The 18,357-nt window shown below is 74.6% G+C and carries 16 protein-coding genes; 9 read left to right on the forward strand and 7 right to left on the reverse strand.

Annotated features, from left to right (window positions below; translation table 11 throughout):
* Nucleotides 1–291 precede the first annotated feature (291 nt).
* Nucleotides 292–1,107 (reverse strand): VOC family protein, encoded by an 816-nt coding sequence (locus tag DEJ50_RS31375; protein ID WP_223837984.1) that lies wholly within the window; start codon nucleotides 1,105–1,107, stop codon nucleotides 292–294.
* Nucleotides 1,108–1,290: 183 nt separating this feature from the next.
* On the opposite strand from DEJ50_RS31375, the gene DEJ50_RS31380 reads away from it, so the two are divergent.
* The gene (locus DEJ50_RS31380) at nucleotides 1,291–2,403 is read left to right on the forward strand and encodes an MBL fold metallo-hydrolase (RefSeq protein ID WP_223837985.1); all 1,113 of its coding nucleotides are present in this window, start codon (nucleotides 1,291–1,293) and stop codon (nucleotides 2,401–2,403) included.
* Nucleotides 2,404–2,418: 15 nt separating this feature from the next.
* Here the strand turns inward: DEJ50_RS31380 and DEJ50_RS31385 are convergent, their stop codons facing one another.
* On the reverse strand, nucleotides 2,419–2,670 hold the full coding sequence (locus DEJ50_RS31385; protein ID WP_150211432.1) for an EF-hand domain-containing protein: 252 nt from the start codon (nucleotides 2,668–2,670) through the stop codon (nucleotides 2,419–2,421).
* A gap of 171 nt (nucleotides 2,671–2,841) precedes the next feature.
* Between DEJ50_RS31385 and DEJ50_RS31390 the strand changes: the two genes are divergently transcribed.
* From DEJ50_RS31390 to DEJ50_RS31410, 5 genes are all read left to right on the forward strand, one after another.
* Nucleotides 2,842–3,633, forward strand: coding sequence for a class I SAM-dependent methyltransferase (locus tag DEJ50_RS31390; RefSeq protein ID WP_223838198.1), 792 nt, complete (start codon nucleotides 2,842–2,844; stop codon nucleotides 3,631–3,633).
* Between the two features lie 33 nt (nucleotides 3,634–3,666).
* Nucleotides 3,667–4,665 (forward strand): DUF1996 domain-containing protein, encoded by a 999-nt coding sequence (locus tag DEJ50_RS31395; RefSeq protein WP_150211434.1) that lies wholly within the window; start codon nucleotides 3,667–3,669, stop codon nucleotides 4,663–4,665.
* Nucleotides 4,666–4,752: 87 nt separating this feature from the next.
* Nucleotides 4,753–5,334 carry a sigma-70 family RNA polymerase sigma factor gene (locus tag DEJ50_RS31400; protein ID WP_150211435.1) on the forward strand — a complete coding sequence of 194 codons (582 nt, stop codon included), beginning with the start codon at nucleotides 4,753–4,755 and terminating at the stop codon, nucleotides 5,332–5,334.
* Nucleotides 5,331–6,068: an anti-sigma factor family protein gene (locus DEJ50_RS31405; protein WP_150211436.1), complete on the forward strand. Its 738-nt coding sequence runs from the start codon at nucleotides 5,331–5,333 to the stop codon at nucleotides 6,066–6,068. Before DEJ50_RS31400 ends, DEJ50_RS31405 begins: the two co-directional genes overlap by 4 nt.
* A gap of 225 nt (nucleotides 6,069–6,293) precedes the next feature.
* On the forward strand, nucleotides 6,294–7,574 hold the full coding sequence (locus DEJ50_RS31410; RefSeq protein ID WP_150211437.1) for a S8 family peptidase: 1,281 nt from the start codon (nucleotides 6,294–6,296) through the stop codon (nucleotides 7,572–7,574).
* Between the two features lie 4 nt (nucleotides 7,575–7,578).
* Here the strand turns inward: DEJ50_RS31410 and DEJ50_RS31415 are convergent, their stop codons facing one another.
* Nucleotides 7,579–8,529: a nucleoside hydrolase gene (locus DEJ50_RS31415; protein WP_150211438.1), complete on the reverse strand. Its 951-nt coding sequence runs from the start codon at nucleotides 8,527–8,529 to the stop codon at nucleotides 7,579–7,581.
* 120 nt (nucleotides 8,530–8,649) lie between these two features.
* Between DEJ50_RS31415 and DEJ50_RS31420 the strand changes: the two genes are divergently transcribed.
* Nucleotides 8,650–9,180: a GNAT family N-acetyltransferase gene (locus DEJ50_RS31420; protein ID WP_190344799.1), complete on the forward strand. Its 531-nt coding sequence runs from the start codon at nucleotides 8,650–8,652 to the stop codon at nucleotides 9,178–9,180.
* Nucleotides 9,180–11,024, forward strand: coding sequence for a helix-turn-helix domain-containing protein (locus tag DEJ50_RS31425; protein WP_150211439.1), 1,845 nt, complete (start codon nucleotides 9,180–9,182; stop codon nucleotides 11,022–11,024). Before DEJ50_RS31420 ends, DEJ50_RS31425 begins: the two co-directional genes overlap by 1 nt.
* 6 nt (nucleotides 11,025–11,030) lie before the next feature.
* Here the strand turns inward: DEJ50_RS31425 and DEJ50_RS35340 are convergent, their stop codons facing one another.
* From DEJ50_RS35340 to DEJ50_RS31440, 3 genes are all read right to left on the reverse strand, one after another.
* Nucleotides 11,031–13,706 carry a protein kinase domain-containing protein gene (locus tag DEJ50_RS35340; RefSeq protein ID WP_190344801.1) on the reverse strand — a complete coding sequence of 892 codons (2,676 nt, stop codon included), beginning with the start codon at nucleotides 13,704–13,706 and terminating at the stop codon, nucleotides 11,031–11,033.
* 206 nt (nucleotides 13,707–13,912) lie between these two features.
* A complete protein-coding gene (locus DEJ50_RS31435; RefSeq protein WP_150211441.1) occupies nucleotides 13,913–15,058 on the reverse strand; it encodes a YncE family protein in 1,146 nt (381 codons plus the stop codon).
* A 201-nt stretch (nucleotides 15,059–15,259) separates the two neighbouring features.
* The gene (locus DEJ50_RS31440) at nucleotides 15,260–15,631 is read right to left on the reverse strand and encodes a zinc ribbon domain-containing protein YjdM (protein ID WP_150211442.1); all 372 of its coding nucleotides are present in this window, start codon (nucleotides 15,629–15,631) and stop codon (nucleotides 15,260–15,262) included.
* Nucleotides 15,632–15,721: 90 nt separating this feature from the next.
* Here DEJ50_RS31440 and DEJ50_RS31445 point away from each other — a divergent pair, with 90 nt between their 5' ends.
* A complete protein-coding gene (locus DEJ50_RS31445) occupies nucleotides 15,722–16,657 on the forward strand; it encodes a TauD/TfdA dioxygenase family protein (protein WP_150211443.1) in 936 nt (311 codons plus the stop codon).
* Nucleotides 16,658–16,722: 65 nt separating this feature from the next.
* Here DEJ50_RS31445 and DEJ50_RS31450 read toward each other — a convergent pair whose 3' ends face one another.
* Nucleotides 16,723–18,192, reverse strand: coding sequence for a DUF11 domain-containing protein (locus tag DEJ50_RS31450; RefSeq protein ID WP_150211444.1), 1,470 nt, complete (start codon nucleotides 18,190–18,192; stop codon nucleotides 16,723–16,725).
* Between the last annotated feature and the right edge of the window lie 165 nt (nucleotides 18,193–18,357).

Raw genomic sequence — 18,357 nt, forward strand, 5'->3', positions numbered from 1 at the left:
CCGGCGACGGCGCTTGCGGGGAGCCGCGCGCCGGTGGGCAGACAGTAGGCAAACGCGGAATGAACCCGATACGGGGAAAACCCTTGCCGCACCCCTTCCGCACCCGGGGGTGCCACCCGGCTGCGGGGCTCGTTTCGGCTCAACTCCCCGTGTGTGCAGGCGAGTTGGAGATGGCGTCGGGAAACGCCCCGGCGGAAGAGTTCACACGCCGGACACACATGTCCGTATTCCGGACAGCATTCCCCGCTGTCCGGACGGCATTCCCCGGAGTCCGGACAGACCCGCGCGGTATCAGATCAGCGGGCGGGTCGGTTCGTAGGGGTCGGCCTCGGCGGTGGTGGCGATGGTGAACAGCCCGCCGTCGGGGTCCCGGAGCGTGGCGTGCCGGCGGCCCGCCTCGTCCTCCCTGCCGGTGCGCACCTCCGAGCCGCCCAGGCCGAGGGCCGTGGCCACCGCCGCCTCCAGGTCCGGCACCCGGAAGTTCACGTGCCAGCGCGGCCGGATCTGCGGATCGGGCGCGTCCTCGGGCGCCCCGCCGCGGATCCGGGCCACCGGGTGCCCGCTGTGCCGCAGCACCACATGGCCGTCCTCGTAGGACGCGTCGCAGCACCCCTCGGTGTCACAGGCCCAGTCCAGGACCTCCCCGTAGAAGATCGCGGCGTCCAGGGCGTGCCGGGTGCGCAGCTCCAGCCAGGCGGGCGCGTTCTCCCGGCCGACGTGCCAGTCGGGGATGGCATTGCCCTGCCAGATCCCGAACACCGCGCCCTCGCGGTCCGCCGCGAGCGCCGCCCGGCCGGTGCCGAAGGTGAGCGGGCCGACCGCCAGGGTGCCGCTCCGCTCGACGATCCGCGCCGCGGTCACATCGGCGTCGTCCACGGCGAAATAGGGGGTCCAGGCCACGGGCACGGAGAGCTTCTCGGCGAACGCCCCGATCCCGGCCACCGGGACCCCGTCCCGGAAGGCGACGCGGAACGCCTCGCCGAGTCCGGTCCGGCGGAAGCTCCACCCCAGAACCTCGCCGTAGAAGTGCTCGGCCGCCGCCAGGTCCCGGGCCATGAGACTGACCCAGCAGGGCGCGCCGTACACCTCGTGGGTAGACGTAGACATGGCTGTCAGCCCCATCCGCCTCGGCTGTCACTGAATTCTCTCACCGCCGGAGGGTCTCGTGCCCCCTCGCGTCACGATATGCCCCATACCTTCCCACAAACCGGGCACCCTTCGCAGTCGGCGACTCACGGTAGGTGATGAAGGGCCCCCGCGCCCGGTGCGGCGTACGCTCGTCGGGAGGGGGTGACCCCGGACGAGACCGCGGGAGGGCTGATGGCCGCGCTCGGCGACCTGATCCGGATCGACGACCGGACCGTGCTGGTCCGCGGGCAGGAACTGGACCTCGGGCACGATCAGCCGGACGTCGCCAACGCCCTCGTCCACCGGGCCGGCGACCTGCTGGTGCTCGTCGACACCGGCGTCACGGAGGCATTCCGTACGGCCCTGCGGGAGGCGGCCGAGGGGCTCGGGCCCTGGTCCCGGGTGCTGGTGCTGACCACCCACGGCCATGCCGACCACATCGGCAACAACGACCTGGCCGATGAGCTGGGCGGGACGGCCGAGCACTACGTCCCCGCACTCGACCTCGACCAGATGCGGGACCCGGTGTCGTACTGGGTGCGGTCCTTCGAGCGCATCGCCGGGGTGGCGCCGCTGCCCCCGCCGCCCGTCCTGGCCGGAAAGCTGGTGTCGCTCTTCGAGCCGATGCGGCCCTTCGGCGCAACGACCAGGACCTACGAGGAACGGCCGCCGGAGCGCATCCGGATCGGCTCGATCCGGTTTACCGGCTGGACCTTCGCCGACGGCGCGGTCCGGGTGCTGCGCAGCCAGGGCCACTGCGCCGGGCATGTGATCGTGCACCTGAGGGACCCCGGCGTGCTCCACCTGTCCGACGAGGGCAACGGACCCTGCGGCGCCATGGCCGACGCCGACCAGCTCAAGATCCAGACCACGCTCGGCGCCGTCGCCCGCCTCTTCGAGGAGGGTGAGGCCGCACTCCTCACCGACGGGCACACCTTCGCCGTGCGTCGGGGCGCCGAGGCCGTCTCCCACCTGGACGGCCTGCTGGAGCAGGCCACCGCCCTGCAGGCCGCGGCGCTCCGGCTGGCCGGGGAAGGGGCCGGGGCGGACGGGCGGGTCCGGCCGAGCGCGTTCGCCGCCCGCTACGCGGAAGTCACCGCCGAGCTGGGGGTCGGCGGCGCCAACCCGAATCCGATGTTCGCCGCGATGATGGCGGTCAACCAGCTCCGCGAGCTCGGACTGCGGCCGGAGTCCGGCGAGGCCGACGCGCCCTGGTCCCGGCCGGCGCCGGACCATCCCGCGCCTCCCGGGCCCCCCGCGCCCCCCGAGGCCTGACCGGCCCGCGGCGGCCTACCAGCCGAAACGCCGGTCGACCACCGCCGCGAACTCCTCGAAGGTCAGCACGCTGTCCCCGTTCTGGTCCGCCGCGTCGAACAGGGCGGAGGAGTCATCGGCGTCACCCAGCCCCCAGAACGGCAGATCGCCGCGCGCGGCGAGGGTCGGGCCCTTCGTCCGGAGCGCCGAGATCACCTCGGCGCGGGTCAGCGTGCCGTCCGCGTTCAGGTCGAGCGCGTCGAACAGCTTGCGGGCCTTCTCACTCATCGTGGTCCCTTTCCCCTCGGTCGTACCGTCCCCCGAATAGTCACATGAGCCGTCTTCGGCCCGTCCGGGGCGTGCCGGAACCGGCTCCGCCGGGCCCTGTGGCAGGGTCGCGCCGGACACTCCCAGGCCCGCCCGGGCCGTCGGCGATACGCGAGGTGGTGACGGGTGACGATGTCCCGCGGTGAGGCGTACGGCACGTGGTTCTGCGCGGACCCGGCGGACGGGCCGGAGCGGACCGCCGAGCGGGTACTGCCGCTGGTGTTCGATCTGGCCCGCCCGTCCAGTGTGGTCGATCTCGGCTGCGGAACGGGGGTCTGGCTGGCCGTCGCCCGCCGGCTGGGCGCGGAGACGGTCCTCGGCATCGACGGCGAGCCGGCCGCCGGGGCAGGGGCCGGAGCCGGCCTGTGCATCCCGCCGGACTGCTACCTGCAGCGGGACCTCGGCCACCTCGTCCGCCTGGAGGGCCGCCGCTTCGACCTCGCCCTGTGCCTGGGGGTGGCCGAACACCTGGCCCCGGTCCGCGCCGACAGCCTGGTCGCCGACCTCTGCGCCCTCTCCGGCCTGGTCCTCTTCGCCGCGGCCGTCCCCGGCCAGCCCGGCGGCGAGCACCGGAACGGACAGTGGCCCCCGTACTGGCGCGACCGCTTCCAGCGCCGGGGGTACACCCTCGTCGACTGTCTGCGGACCCGGCTGTGGGACGACCCCGAGATCGAGCCGTGGTGCGCGCAGAACGCGTATCTGTACGCGAGCGCGGAGCGGCTGGCCGGAGACCCGCGCTTGCGCGAGGCCGCGGCGGAAACCGGACGGATGCCGCTGACCGCGGTCCACCCCGGGCTGGCGGCCCTGCCCTCCCGGGCCTTCGCCCCGCCGGTGCCCGCGCCGCCCGAGCAGCGTGCGGCCCCGGCGCGCTTCCTGCCCACGGCCTCGGCGACCCGCCGTCCCACCGGACCCGGGTCAGGTTGACGCACCCGGCAGGCAGCGGCGAACGTGACCCGCATGGGGAAAGAACGCCGACTGCTCACGCTGCTCGTCTGCTTGGCGCTGGGCGGGGTCCTGGCCACGGCCCTCCTGGGGGCCACCCGCGCCGCCGACTCGCACCACGGGCCGGCCGGCGCCCCGCCGGCCGCGGACGAGTACGTGGACATACGTGACGTACGGCCCGGGGCGTATCCGCACCCGCAGCCGGCGGCGGCCGGGCCGGACGCCTCCACCGGCTCGGTCACGGTGGACTGCGGCCGGAACGAGGAGGCCCACTACAACGAGGACAACCTGGTGGTGTCGCCCGGTCTGACGGGCGGCGCCCACCACACCCACGCCTACGTCGGCAACCTGTCCACCCACGCCGGTTCCACGGACGAGACCCTCGCCGCCGCCCCCACCACCTGCCGCGGCGGCGACCGCTCGACGTACTACTGGCCGGTGCTGCGCCGCCCGGACCGGCCCGCCACCCAGCCCTACGAACGCTCCGCCGGACACGGCAACACCGGACAGATCCTCCGCCCGGCGGACGTACGGGTGGAGTTCCGCGGCAACCCCGTCGGCAAGGTGGTGGCGATGCCCCGCTTCCTGCGCGCCATCACCGGGGACGCCGTCGCCCGCACCGCCGGCACCGACGCCGACGTACGGGCCCGCTGGGGCTGTTCGGGCAGCCCGGACCGGTCCACCGTCGGCTACCCCCGCTGCCCGGCCGGCGACCGCCTCACCCGCACCCTGGTCTTCCCCGCCTGCTGGAACGGCCTGGACACGGTCAACGACGGCCGCACCCACCTCCGGTTCGCCGCCCCCAACGGAGTCTGCCCGCAGGGCACCTTCGCCGTGCCCGAACTCCGGATCTCCCTCGCCTACGAGGTCCCGCCCGGCGCGCGGATCGCCCTGGACTCCTTCCCCGAGCAGCGGCACAGCCCCCGCACCGACCACGCCATGTTCGTGAATGTGATGACGGACGACCGGATGGCCGGGATCGTCGCCTGCATCAACGAGGGTCGGCACTGCTGAACTCGGATGTGACGTACGCCACATGAACGATCGGGGCGGGAGCCACGTGTTCGGCACGATGCAGCACAGGAAGACGGAGAGGGTGAGATGGCCGGACCACTGTGGCCCCGTAGTCGGCGGGGCTCGACCGACGAAGCACTGATCAGGTCGGTGTACGAGGAGCACGGCAACGCCCTGCTCGCGTACGCGACCCGGCTGACCGGTGACCGGGCCACGGCCGAGGACGTCGTCCAGGAGACCCTCATCCGGGCCTGGCGGCACTCCGAGGTGCTGGTGAACGGAAAGGGCTCGGTGCGCGGCTGGCTGCTCACCGTGGCCCGGAACATCATCACCGACCGGTACCGGGCCAAGGCCGCCCGGCCGACGGAGGTCGCGGGATCCGCCGCGACACCCCCGGTGGAGGCGGACCACTCCGATGCCGTGGTCGACGCCATGACGGTGCTCGGCGCCCTCGACCGGCTGTCACCCGAACACCGCGACGTCCTCACGGAGCTGTACTACCGCGAGCGCAGTGTCGCCGAGGCCGCGGACAGCCTCGGCATTCCGGCGGGCACGGTGAAATCGCGCTCGCACTACGCACTCAAGGCCCTGCGCGAAACGTTCAGGGAAGGAAACGACCGACCGAGCAGGCCCCAGCAGCCCGCCGGACTCAGGGAGGTGGTGGCATGAACCGGCAGCAGCAGCACGCGGAGGAGGAACTGCTCGGCCCGTACGTCCTCGGCGTACTCGACGAGACGGACGTCCGGCGTGTCGAGGACCATGTGAACGGCTGCGAGCAGTGCGGGCGGGAGGTGACCGCCTTGCGTGAGATGGAGAGCGCGCTCGGTGAAGTGCCCCAGGAGGCCTTCCTGGACGGACCGCCCCAGGGCGGTGATCTGCTGCTGCAGCGCACCCTGCGGCAGATGCGCGGCGAACGCGCGGGCAGCGCGCGGCGCCGCGGTGCCGTCATCGGCCTGGCCGCGGCGGCTGCGCTCGCGACGGTGTTCTGGGCCGGCACGGCCCTCGGCGGCGGCGAAGAGCCGCCGCTCGCGCTGCCCGTCCCGCCGCCCACCGCCACGGCCACCCCCGCCCCGCCGCCCCCCGGCACCCGGGTGGCCTCCGCCACCGACCGGTCCAGCGGGGCCCGGATGACCGTCCGGGTGACCCCGGCTGCCCACTGGGTACGGGTCAATGCCGCGGTGACCGGAGTGCCGCCGGGCGAGCGCTGCCGGCTGGTCGTGGTGGCCCGCGACGGCAGCCGCACCACGGCGGGCGGCTGGGTGACGGGCAGCCAGGCCAACGGCGAGGGCAAGGGAGCCTCGCTGGACGGTTCGGCGGCGGTCGACCCGGACCAGGTGAGGGAGGTCGTGGTGGAGAACGAGGCGGGCAAACGGTTCGTCACCGTCCCCATCCAGCCCGCCTGACCCAGTCGGTCTGACCCCGCCTGCCTGCCCCAGCCCGCCTGACCCCGCCTGCCCGCGTCTGCCCGCGCCGGGACCGCCATCCCGGCGCGGGCAGCCCCGTACCGACCGGCCGGACGCGCACTCTTGTGCGAGCGCGGCCGGCCCGGCACTCTGGCCTGCGCTCAGCCGGTTCGCCGGAACACCGGCGACCCCACACCCGGTCGAGGAAGGTTCAGGTGCCGCCGCATGAGAGTGATACGCCGCCGACTGCCCGCGTTACCCCTGCTGTCCGCCGCCCTGCTGGCGGCGGCGCTGCCGCTCACCGGCTCCCTGCCGGCAACCGCGGCCCAGGCGCCGCCCGTCGGGATCACATACGCGGGCGCGGGTGAGACCGCGCTCCCGGACTCCTGGATCGTCGAACTGAAGGACGCGGTCCGGCCCGCGGGAGTGCCCGGCATCGCCCGTGAGCTGACCGGCCGTACCGCCGGCGCCCGCCTCGGCCATGTCTACACCGCGGCCCTGCACGGATTCTCCGCCCGGATGGGCCGGGCCGAGGCCGTCCGGCTGGCCGCCGACCCCCGGGTCGCCCGGATCGTGCAGGACACCCGGGTCTCCCTGGACCCGGCCTCCGCAGCCGCAGCCGCAGCCGCAGCCGCTTCCGCCTCCGCCCTGCCGGACGCCACCCAGCCGAACGCCCCCTGGGGGCTGGACCGCATCGACCAGCGCCTGCTGCCGCTCTCCACCACGTACACGTACCGCACCACCGCCGCGAACGTGCACGTGTACGTCATCGACACCGGACTGCGCACCACCCACACGGAGTTCGGCGGCCGTGCCTCCGTCGGCATCGACACGGTCGGCGACGGCCGTAACGGCGAGGACTGCAACGGCCACGGCACCCATGTCGGCGGGATCGCCGCCGGAGCGGTCCACGGGGTCGCCAAATTCGCCCGGCCGGTGGCCGTACGCGTCCTGAACTGCCAGGGCTCCGCCGCTACCTCGGGGGTCATCGCCGGTATCGACTGGGTGACCGCGAACGCCGTCAAACCGGCCGTGGCCAACATGAGTCTGGGCGGCGCCGCCAACACCGCTCTGGACGCGGCCGTCCGCAGGTCGATCGCCTCCGGTGTCACCTACACCGTCTCGGCCGGCAGCTCCGCCCGCCCCGACGGGGCCTGCACCACCTCGCCCGCCCGGGTCCCCGAGACGATCGTGGCCGCGGCCTCCGACCGTACGGACCGCCGGGCCGCCTCCTCCAACCACGGCAACTGCGTATCCCTGTTCGCCCCCGGGGTGGGCATCCCCTCGGCCTGGAAGGACAGCGACACCGCGACGGCCACCCTCAGCGGCACCTCCATGGCCACCGCGCACACGGCCGGCGCCGTCGCCCTGCACCTGGCGTTCCGCCCGGCCGACCCCCCGGCGCAGGTGAAACAGGCGCTGCTGGCCAACGCCACCGCCGGAGTCCTCCAGGGCAGCCCGCCACCCGCCCCGAACCGGCTGCTCTACACCCTCTACCTGCCGTAGGCCCTCAGCCGGCCGGCATCCGTTCGCCGAGGGCGGCCACCGCGGCCACCAGCCGGTCCCAGAACCGCTCCCGGTCCAGGGCGACGGCGACCCTGGCGTTCACCGGCCGGCCGAGGTACCCGTGCAGGTCCACCACCGTCGCCCCGCGGGTGTACTCCCCGCGCAACTCCACGGCGACATGCGCCTCGACGCACCTCACAAGGCCCGGGTCGAGGACCCGGGCCACCGCGACGGGGTCGTGCAGCGGCGGACTGGGGAACCCCCACAGCCGGCGATAGGTGCCGGCGAAGTAGGCCATCAGCTCGGCGCAGATGCGCCCGAGGTCCGTGCCCAGCCCTTCGAACCGGGCCAGCACCTCGGGCGTGGCGAGGGCCTGGTGGGTGACGTTCAGCCCGCACATGGTCACCGGGAGGCCACTGCGGAAGACGATGTCCGCGGCCTCCGGGTCGGTGTGGATGTTGAACTCTGCGGCCGGGGTCCGGTTGCCCCCCTCGGTGGACCCGCCCATCAGGACGATCTCCCGGATCCGGGCGGCCGATCCGGGGTGACGGGTCAGCAGCAGGGCGATATTGGTCAGCGGTCCGGTCGGAACCAGGGTCACCGGCTCCGGGTGGTCGGTGAGCACCCGGTGGATGAGGTCCACGGCGTGCTCGGGCACCACGTCCACGGCCGGCTCCGGGAACCGCGGCCCGTCCAGCCCCGAGTCGCCGTGCACGTCGTCGGCCACCTGCAAGGGCTGTACGAGCGGCCGGGCGCAGCCCGCGGCGACGGGAACCCCGGTGATGCCCGCAACCGTGCACACCCGGCGCGCGTTCAGGGTGGTCTTCTCCAGCGTCTGGTTCCCGGCGACCGTGGTGATGGCGAGCAGGTCGACCCCTGGATCGCCGGCGGCCAGCATGAGGGCGAGCGCGTCATCGTGCCCGGGATCGCAGTCGATGATGATCGGTAAGGCCACGGCCACCCTCCTCGGCGTCCACAGCGACTAAGGTTTCGATCGTACGTTCCAGTTGTGTGTTCCAGTGGTACGTTCCGGCCGTTCGCCGTGGCGTTCGCCGTGCCGATCGGAGGTTCCGAGGTGTCCGTTGCATGGGTCCGACTCGTCCTGGATCTGGATGAGTTCGACGAGGGTCCCCGGCTGTCCCGGCTCGACCGCTGCCGGGAGGCCGGCACCGGGTTCACGACCATGGCGGCCCTCGGCGACACACCGGAGCACCGGCGCGCACTCTACGAGCTGAACCGGACCTGCTCGGCGGACATCCCCGGCCGCGGCGCGTTCTACACCTACGAGGAGTACCTCGCCCAGCGCATCGCGACACCCACCTACGATCCCGAAGGCATCGTGCTCGCCCTCGACCGCGGCGACTGGATCGGCATGGCCGCGACCTCGATCCGGCCCGAGGGGTACGCCTTCAGCGAGATGACCGGGGTACTGGCCGCCCACCGTGGCCGGGGCGTCTCCCTGGCCATGAAGCTGCTCGCCATCCGCTTCGCCCGGTCCCGTGGCGCCCGGGTACTGCGCACCGTCCACCACCCCGGCAACACCGTGGCCATCGCCATGAACCGAAGGCTCGGCTTCATCGACGACGTACCGGCCGACGGCGCGTAATGCCCTCCGAGCCCGGCCTGCGCCGGCTGCTCGACCTGCTGGCCCAGGACGCCTCCGCCGAGGCGCTCGCCGGCCCCGCCCGCGAGGCCAGGGCCGCCGGAGCCCACCCCGACGAACTCGCCGCCCTCACCGAAGCCACCGAGGTGGCCCTCCGCATCCGCCGCACCCTCAGCCAGCACCGCCGCCGCGAGGCCCAGCTCACCGCCCTCTTCGACACCGCCGGCGACCTGGCGGCCCTCCGCGACCTGGACGCCGTACTCCGCGCCATCGTCCACCGGGCCAAACTGCTGCTCGGCACCGACATCGCCTACCTCTCCCTCAACGACGACGAGGCCGGCGACACCTATATGCGGGTCACGGACGGGGCGGTCGCGCCCGCCTTCCAGCAGGTCCGCCTCGGCATGGGCGAGGGACTCGGCGGCCTCGTCGCCCAGACCGCCCGCCCCTACGCCACCGGCGACTACCAGGCCGACACCCGCTTCCACCACACCACCACCATCGACGGCGCCGTCCGCGACGAAGGACTGCGGGCCATCCTGGGCGTGCCGCTGCGGGTGGGCCCGCAGGTCATCGGCGTCCTGTACGCCGCCGACCGCACCCCGCGCGCCTTCACCCCCGACGAGGTCGCCCTGCTCTCCTCGCTCGCCGACCACGCCGCCATCGCCATCGACGGAGCCCGGCTGCTGGAGGAGACCCGGGCCCAGAGCGAGGCCATGCGCCGCGCCGAACAGGCCCACGACCAGCTCACCGACCTCGTGCTGAGGGGCGGCGACGCCACCGGCGTGGCCGCCCAGATCGCCGACATCCTGGACGCCGGCATCCTCATCCACGACGCCGACGGCGCCGAACTCGCCCGTACGGGCACCGGACCGCTGGCGCCGCCCGCCCGGGCCGTCGCCGCCTCCCGGGCCAGCGGCCGGGCCGTCCCGCTCGACGGCACCTGGGTGTGCGCCGTCCTGGCCGGGCCCGAACTCCTCGGCAGCATCGCCCTCACCGGCCGCCCCGACCTCGCCGACGCCGACCGACTGCTGTTCGAACGCGCCGGCGTGGTCACCGCCCTGCTCCTGCTGCTGCGCCGCTCGGTGGCCGAAACCGAGGACCGGATACGCGGCGAACTCCTCAACGACCTGCTGTCCACCACCGGCGACCCCGGCAGCCTGACGGCCCGTGCCCGGCGGCTGGGCATCGGGCTGGACCGCCCGTACGGCGTGTTGGTCGCCCAGGGCGAAACCGCACCCCGGCACCGGCTGCTGGCCGCCGCGGCCCGCTGCGCCCACGCCCACGACGGCCTGGCCGGGCTCCACCGGGAGCAGGTGGTCCTGCTGGTCCCCACCCGCACACCCGGTGCCACCGCCCGCGCCCTCGCCGATGAGCTCGGCCAGGCCCTGGCCGACCCGGTCACGGTCGGCGCGGCCGGCCCCGCCACCGGCTCGGCCGGCCTCCCCGCAGCCCATGCCGAGGCACAGCGCTGCCTGGCCGCCCTGCGCGCGCTCGGCCAGGCCGGCCGCGGCGGCGCCCTGGCCGACCTCGGCTTCGTCGGCCTGCTGCTGGGCGACCCGGCCGGCGTGTCCGGGTACGTACGGAACACCCTCGGCCCGCTCCTCGGCTACGACGCCGACCGCGGCACCGACCTGACCGGCACCCTGGACGCCTACTTCGAGCAGGGCGGCAGCCTCACCCGGACCAAGGACGTCCTGCACGTGCACGTCAACACCGTGGTCCAGCGGCTCGACCGGATCGGCCGGCTGCTGGGCGCGGACTGGAACGCCCCGGCCCGGGCGCTCGAACTCCAGCTGGCACTACGGCTGCACCGGCTGGCCGGACCGGTCGAGACCGCGACCTGAGCCGTCTCAGCGCCAGGCGGGATGCCCCTCGGAGCCGCTGCCGACCTTCCGCTCGTCCGTCCCGTCCGCGCGGACGGCCCAGATCGCCGGCTCCTCGTACGGGCCGCGGACGAACGCCAGCCAACTCCCGTCCGGGGACCAGCTCGGGTCCATTTCGTGGTGGCCGGTGGACACCAGGGCCCGGTCGTTCCCGCCGTCGCTGCCCACGAGGCGGATGTCGCCCTGGGTGGACGTCCCGTAGGTGCCGGCCGTGTACGCGAACGTACGGCCGTCCGGGGACCAGACGGGGTCGAGCGCGGGATGGGGCAGCCGGGTCACCTGCCGGGGAGCGGAGCCAGGGGCCTCCGGATCGACCAGGTGGATCTGCCAGTTGTCCCGTCCGGCCTGGAGGGACACGGCGATCTGCCGGCCGTCCGGCGACCAGGCCGGATCCTCCACCGGGGTGCTGCCGGTGGTGAGCTGCCGGGCGGAACCGGTGGCGAGCGTGATCACGAACAGCTGCTGTACGCCGTTCCGGACGCTCAGCACGGCCAGCCGCTTGCCGTCCGGGGACCAGGACACCCGCCCGCCGGCGATGGCCGCGATCCGGTACTCCGCCGAACCGTCGGCCCGCGCAGCCCAGACGGAGGCGCCATCGGGGGTGACGCGGGTGAAGGCGAACGACCGGCGGTCGGGGGCCCACTGCGGGAGCATGTCGCAGGTGGTCCCGCTGACCAGCGGCTTGGACGCGGCGGTGGTCGAGCCCTCGCGGCGGGCGATCCGGCCGTGGCAGTTCTGCGGCCAGCCCTTGGCGGTGTCCGTGCGGACCAGCATCGCGTCGGTGGGGTAGGGCGCCGGGCCGGTGGGCGTGGCGGAGGCCGGGGGAGTGGACGGGCCGCCGGCGCCGTTCGCGCCATCGTCGGAGCCGCCGCGCCACGGCTGCCACACCAGCACGCCGACGGTGGCGGCCACCAGCACGGCCGCCACCACGGCCCCCGCCCGCCGCCGCGTCCTCCGCCCCTCGTCGACGCTGGCCCCCGGGTCAACCCACGCCCCATAGCCGACCGGCCCGGCTCCTGCGGCGGGGCCGGGGCCGAGGCCCGCAGTGCCGGCCGGAGCCCCGCCTGGGCCGGGGCCAGCGCCCTCGCCCGCGCCCGGTCCCGGCCGTGCGCCCGCGCCGGCTCCCGGCCTGCCGGCCGGGCCCTCGGGCCCGGCGGGAGCCGGAGCCGAGGTCGTCCCCGAGCCCGCGGCCACCGCTGTGCCAGGGCTCGCGCCGTCGGCGCCGGCATCCGGCACCGCACCGGCAGCAGCCGTGCCTGCGGCCTCGGCCGGAGCCGCGATGGTGTGCGGGCTCGCGCCCGCAACTGCGCCCGGGCCCGGGCTCGGTACCGCACCGCCACCCGCGGCGGCGGCAGCCGCGCCGGCCACCGGACCGGCTGGCCTTGCGGCCCCGGCGCGAGCCGGAGGCGTGCCCGGGCTCGCGCCCGCGCCCCCGCCCGGAGCCGCGCCCGCAACTGCGCCCGGGCCTTGGCCCGGTACCGCACCGCCGCCCGCGGCGGCAGCAGCCGCGTCGGCCACCGGACCGGTCGGCTTTGCGGCTCCGCCCGCAGCCGGGCCGGGGCCGGGGCCCGCACTCCCGCCCGCAACTGCGCCCGGGCCCGCGCCCGGTACCGCACCCCTGCCCGGCGCCGGAGGCGTGCCCGCACCGGGCAGGGCCTCGGCCGGGGCCGGTCCGGTGGCGGTTACCGTGTCCGGGGCCCCGCCGCCCGCCGGCATCGCGTCCGGCGTGGTCAGCGGGTACTCCGGGGCAGCCGCGCCGGCCGGATCGGCCGCGTCGGCCGGATCCTGCCGCGGCAGGAGCCGGGTCGCTTCGTCCGGGAGCCAGCCCTCGCCCGCCGGGTGGCGGACCGTCAGGCGGTCGAGGAAGGCCCCCGGGGTGGGCCGTCCCGCCGGGTCCTTCGACAGGCAGGCCGCGATGAGCTCGAGCAGTTCCCCGGGCACCGCCCGGAGGTCCGGCTCCTCGTGCACGACCTTGTAGTGCCGCGCAGCCGACGGCCCGTCGCCGAACGGCGAGCCACCCGCCGCCTGGGTGAGTACCACCCCCAGCGCGAACATGTCCACCGCGGGGGTCACCGTGCCGCCGGTCAGCTGCTCGGGTGCCAGGAACCCCGGCGTGCCCACCTGGAGTCCGGTCTGGGTCAGCGCGGTCCCGTCCAGGGCCCGCGCGATCCCGAAGTCGATGACCCGCGGTCCGTCCTCCGCGACGATGATGTTCGCAGGCTTCAGGTCGCGGTGGATGACCCCCGCCCGGTGGATCGCCTCCAAGGCCTCCGCGAGCCCGGCCGCCAGCACCGTGAGCGTGTCCACGGGCAACGCCCCGACCCGCCCGATCACCGCCGCCAGCGTGGGCCCCGGCACGAACGCCGTCACCAGCCAGGCCGGGTCCGCCTCGGGATCGGCGTCGACCACCGGAGCGGTGTGGAACCCGCCCACCCGCCGGGCCGCCGCCACCTCGTCGGCGAACCGCCGCCGGAACCCGGGTTCGGTGCTGAGCTCGGGGCGTACCACCTTGACGGCCACCGCCCGGCCGGACTGGGAGCGGCCCAGGTAGACCACGCCCATGCCTCCCTGGCCGAGCCGTCCCGTCAGCCGGTACCGGCCCTCGCCGACCGAGGCGGGATCGCCCGGTTCGAGCGGCTTCATGTGCACCCCCGTTTCGCACCACGCGCGGTGCCAGCATCTCCCTACCGGCCACCGCACCCGCACGTCAAGCGCAGCCGCGCCACCCGCCGGCCGGGTACGAACCGCCGTACGAGCTGCCATGCCCACCGTCGTACGGACCGTCGTGCCAACCGCCGTACGGACCGCCGTACGGACCGCCGTACGGACCGCCGTACGGACCGCCGTAATCAGAGCACCGCGATCCCCAGCGGCCGGGCCCCCGCAGCGAGCCGGCGCATCTCCCCGGAGGCCAGATCGACCACCGTGATCCCGTCCCAGAACCCGTCCCGGGTGTATCCGCCCGTGACGTACGCCGTACGCCCGTCCCGCGAGACGGCCACATCCTCGTGCGGCCCTCGCAGCGGCAGCACCCGCTCGCTGCCGTCCGGCGCGCGGACCGTCAGCGAGGGGCCGCGGCCGTCGCCGGCCACCGCCCCGGTGCCGACCACCAGCAGCCGCCCGTCCGGGGCCAGGGCCGCACCGTGCTGGTGGGTGTCCGCCGTCATCGTCTCCACGGTGGTCCGGCCCGACCGCGGGTCCACCACCGCGAGCCGTTCGCCCTCGAAGGGCAGCAGCAGCATCCCGTCGGCCGGCCGTACGACGGCGTAGTGCGGCTTCAGCCAGGACCCGAGGCCGCCCTCCGTGCCGTACGGGGCCACCTCGATCCGCCGCGGGCGCAGGGTCGCGCCGGACACGACGGTCACGTCGAAGGAGTCGTGACCGGTGACGTACACCTCCGAGCCGTCGCGCGAGACGTCCACGTCGAAGGGGCGCCGGCCGACCGGCACGGTGGCGGTGACCTCCGGGGTGGCGGTGTCCACGACCTCCAGCACCCCGCTGCCGCCGGGCACGTTCACCCCGACGTATGCCCGCTTCCCGTCCGGCGACAGGGCGATGCCCATACCGCCGCCCCGGTACTCGCCGCGGTCGACCGGACCGCTGCCGGTCCGGTACGGGATCCGGGCCGGCCGGGTCCGGGCCCGGGTGTCGACCACGGCGACGCCCTCCGCGGTGGCCACCCACGCCCGTCCGTCCCCGCCGACGGCGAGCGCGTACGGAGCCGTGCCCACCGGCACCGAGGCCAGTGCGCCGCGCGCCGGATCCACGAAGGTCACCGTGTCGGCACCGAAGTCAGCGACGAGCAGCGTGCCTTCGGTGGTCACGGCCGTCGTGGGCAGTGGCGGGGCGGCCGGGGCGGTGGCCGTGGGCCGGTCGGCCGCCGCGTCCTCCGCCGCATTCCCCGTGGCGCCCGGCCCGCTGCACCCCGCGAGCAGCAGTACGGCGAGCAGCGCGCCGGGCACGGCGCGTCGGCGGGGTCGGTGGTGCGGTGCCATGGCGTGTCGTCCCTCTGCCGTCGCCGGTCCGGGCGGCGCACACCCGCTCCGCCCGCTTCCTCGGCCCAGCATCCCCCGGGATCGCTGCCGCCCCGGTCGCCCCGCGGACCGACCCCGGGGTCATCCGATCGGCCGACCCGCACCCCGGGGCCCGGGTGCTATCGGAGACCGCCCGGCCCGGGCCTCCCGTCAGGCTTCCCGTCAGGCCTTCCGCACCACGCTCGACTTCAGCTGCATCGGTCCGAAGCCCTCCACCCGGCAGTCGATGTCGTGACCGTCCACCCCGTCCACGAGACGGATGTTGCGCACCTTGGTGCCTGCCTTGATGCCGGCCGGGCTGCCCTTGACCTTCAAGCCCTTGATCACCGTCACCGTGTCGCCGTCGGCGAGCACATTGCCGACCGCGTCCCGGACCACCCGCTCGCCGCCGGCGGCCTCAACAGAGCCGGAGGCAGCCGCAGCCGCAGCCGGTGACCACTCGTGGCCGCATTCCGGGCAGACGAGCAGCGCACCCATCTCGTAGGCGTATGTGCCGGAGCACTCGGGGCAGGCGGGCAAAGAGGATTCGGTCATCGGGTCAGTCTATTTCAGGCCATTCGGTCATCCGATGAGCGACCTGGAGCAGACTGAACCCCAGGTGGAGCCACGATCAACGGAGCACGCATGAAACTCGGGGTACATCCGGTCGCCGGGCACATCGGAGCCGAGATCACCGGCGTCGACCTGGCCCACGACCTGGGCGAGGACGCGGTGGTCGCGGAGATCCGGGCGGCCGTACAGCGCTGGAAGGTGGTGTTCTTCCGCGACCAGCGCCTTGACCACGCCGCGCACGTCGCCTGCGCCCGCCGCTTCGGCACCCCCGTCACGCTCGGATCCCGCGGCAGCGCCTCACCCGGGGACCACCCCGAGGTCGAGACCACCGCCGACCGGCTGGAACTGGGCGGCCGTTACGGCATGGAGCATGCCGAATGGCTGGAGCGCCGCCGCCATTCGCTGCTGCGCGGCTGGCACTGCGACCACGGGGCCCGGATCGATCCGCCGGCCGCGACCATCCTGCGCGCCGAAGCCGTGCCGGAGTACGGCGGGGACACGACCTGGTCCAATCTGGCGGCTGCGTACGCCGGCCTCTCGGCCCCGGTCCGCGCCTTCGTGGACGGCCTGCGCGCCGAGCACCGGCTCGGTGTCGGCTACCAGCCGCGGGTGGGTGAGGACGCGTACGTCCGTCATCTGCTGGAGCACCAGACCGCCTCGGTGCACCCGCTGGTGCGGGTGCACCCGGAGACGGGCGAGCGGCTGCTGTCCGTCAACGGCTACTACATCGAGCGGATCACCGAGCTGTCGCGGACGGAGAGCGCCCCGGTGCTCCAGATGCTGCTGGAGCAGGCGACCCGGCCCGAGTACACGGTCCGGTTCCGCTGGGAGCCGGGCAGCGTGGCCTTCTGGGACAACCGTGCCACCATCCACCTCGCGCCGGGCGACACCGCCCATCTCCGGCAGCCCCGGATCATGCACCGGGTGATGCTCGCCGGAGAGGTCCCGGTCGGGGTGGACGGCCGGCCCTCGGAGCCCGTCACCGGGCCCGCCCCGGGGCACTGGTAGACCCCGGGGCGGGGCGGGGCGGGGCGGGGGCGGGATGCCGGCGGCCGGCCGTCGGAGGGCTGCCGTCAGAGCGCGGTGACGCGGGTGGTGGCGACGGACACGTTGTTGCCGGGGGCCGGATCGAAGGTCGAGGACGCCACCCTCGCGGTCGCCGTGTTCCGGCCCGGCACCGTGGCCCGCACGGTGACCTGGAAGGTCCGTTGCCGGCCGGCCGCCAGTGTGCCGAGGTTCCAGGTCAGGCGGGTCGGATCGGTCCGGTTGGCCCGCGGCGAGGACCCGGTGACGGGCAGGGTGACCGGCTTGTTCAGGGTCAGGATCACATTCGAGGCGGCGGACAGCCCGTGGTTGGCGACCGTGACGGAGTACGTGTACGGGCGGCCCGAGCGCCCGGTGTCCGGGGCGGCGAGGGAGACCGCCACCTCCGCGGCGGCGCCGCCGACCTCCACCCGGCCGATGAGGTTGGCGCTGATCTCGGTGTACCACATGTTCCCGTCGGGGCCCGGGGCGATGTGGAACGCCGCGTCGAACGGCGGGTTGGGGTTGGGCAGCGGATATTCGGTGATCACACCCGCGGGAGTGATCCGGCCGACCTTGTTGATGTTGGATTCGACGAACCACACGTTGCCGTCCGGCCCGGGGGCGATGCCGATCGGCCCGCTGTTGGTGGTGGTCAGCGGGAAGTGCTCGATCAGCCCGGAGGAAGGGGTGATCCGGCCGATCGCGTTGAAGCCCGGCTCAGAGAACCACAGTTTCCCGTCCGGACCCGTGGTGATGCTGTCCGGGGCGCTGTCCGGGTTGGGCAGCGTGAACTCCTTGACCTTTCCGTCCGGGGTGATCCGCCCGATCCGGTTGGCGAAGAGCTCGGTGAACCACACATTGCCGTCGGGGCCGGCGGTGATCCGGTACGGGACGCTGTCCTCCTGGGGCAGCGTGAAGTCGGTGATCACCCCGTCCGGGGTGATCCGCCCCACCCGGTTGGCCCCGAGCTCGGCGAACCACAGATTGCCGTCGGGTCCCGCCGTGATGCCCCACGGGAAACTGTCCGCCACGGGGAGCGGGAACTCCCTGACCTGGCCCGTCGGGGTGATCCGGCCGATCCGGTTGGTGTTGGGCGAGGTGAACCACAGGTTCCCGTCCGATCCCGTCACGATGTCGAACGGGAAGCTGCCCGGGGTCAGCACCGGGAACTCCGCGTCGACCACACCCGCCGGGGTGATCCGCCCGATCTTGTCGGAGCCGTTCTCGGTGAACCACATGTTGCCGTCGGGGCCGGCGGTGATTCCGCTCGGGAAGCCGTTCGGGTCGGGGACGCCGAACTCGGTGATGTCACCGACGGCAGCGGCGGCAGCGGCCACGGCAGCCGGGGCGGCGGCAGGCGCGACAGGCTTCGGCTTCGGCGTGGCGACGGCCGGGGCGGTGAACCCGTACAGGCCGAGCAGGCCCCCGACGAGCAGCAGGGCGGCCGACCGGCGGCCTCGGCGGCGCCGGAGCCGGCGCCGTGGGGCCGAGAGCGGGGACGGGGCGGTTTCGGGCATGGCAGCAGGAACCTTTCGGCGGGGGAGTCGGCAGTTCGTCGAAGGTTCCCCGGCCGGCTGCCGGGCCCCGTTCGGTGCCGTACGCGGCTCAGCGTAGGAGCGCCGATCATGACCGGCGACCGGGCTGTGGGCCGTCTGACGGGCGGTCAAACGGGTACACCCCGA

This window comes from Streptomyces venezuelae (genome assembly GCF_008642295.1).
GTDB classification, from domain to species: Bacteria; Actinomycetota; Actinomycetes; order Streptomycetales; family Streptomycetaceae; genus Streptomyces; species Streptomyces venezuelae_C.

Excerpts from the sequence above, each read along its gene's own strand:
- DEJ50_RS31400 (WP_150211435.1), top strand. The coding sequence starts at position 4,753 with ATGGCCGGACCACTGTGGCCCCGTAGTCGGCGGGGCTCGACCGACGAA.
- DEJ50_RS31425 (WP_150211439.1), top strand. The coding sequence starts at position 9,180 with ATGCCCTCCGAGCCCGGCCTGCGCCGGCTGCTCGACCTGCTGGCCCAG.
- DEJ50_RS31375 (WP_223837984.1), bottom strand. The coding sequence starts at position 1,107 with ATGTCTACGTCTACCCACGAGGTGTACGGCGCGCCCTGCTGGGTCAGT.
- DEJ50_RS31410 (WP_150211437.1), top strand. The coding sequence starts at position 6,294 with ATGAGAGTGATACGCCGCCGACTGCCCGCGTTACCCCTGCTGTCCGCC.
- DEJ50_RS31445 (WP_150211443.1), top strand. The coding sequence starts at position 15,722 with ATGAAACTCGGGGTACATCCGGTCGCCGGGCACATCGGAGCCGAGATC.
- DEJ50_RS31435 (WP_150211441.1), bottom strand. The coding sequence starts at position 15,058 with ATGGCACCGCACCACCGACCCCGCCGACGCGCCGTGCCCGGCGCGCTG.
- DEJ50_RS31395 (WP_150211434.1), top strand. The coding sequence starts at position 3,667 with ATGGGGAAAGAACGCCGACTGCTCACGCTGCTCGTCTGCTTGGCGCTG.
- DEJ50_RS31385 (WP_150211432.1), bottom strand. The coding sequence starts at position 2,670 with ATGAGTGAGAAGGCCCGCAAGCTGTTCGACGCGCTCGACCTGAACGCG.
- DEJ50_RS31405 (WP_150211436.1), top strand. The coding sequence starts at position 5,331 with ATGAACCGGCAGCAGCAGCACGCGGAGGAGGAACTGCTCGGCCCGTAC.
- DEJ50_RS31390 (WP_223838198.1), top strand. The coding sequence starts at position 2,842 with ATGTCCCGCGGTGAGGCGTACGGCACGTGGTTCTGCGCGGACCCGGCG.
- DEJ50_RS31440 (WP_150211442.1), bottom strand. The coding sequence starts at position 15,631 with ATGACCGAATCCTCTTTGCCCGCCTGCCCCGAGTGCTCCGGCACATAC.
- DEJ50_RS35340 (WP_190344801.1), bottom strand. The coding sequence starts at position 13,706 with ATGAAGCCGCTCGAACCGGGCGATCCCGCCTCGGTCGGCGAGGGCCGG.
- DEJ50_RS31450 (WP_150211444.1), bottom strand. The coding sequence starts at position 18,192 with ATGCCCGAAACCGCCCCGTCCCCGCTCTCGGCCCCACGGCGCCGGCTC.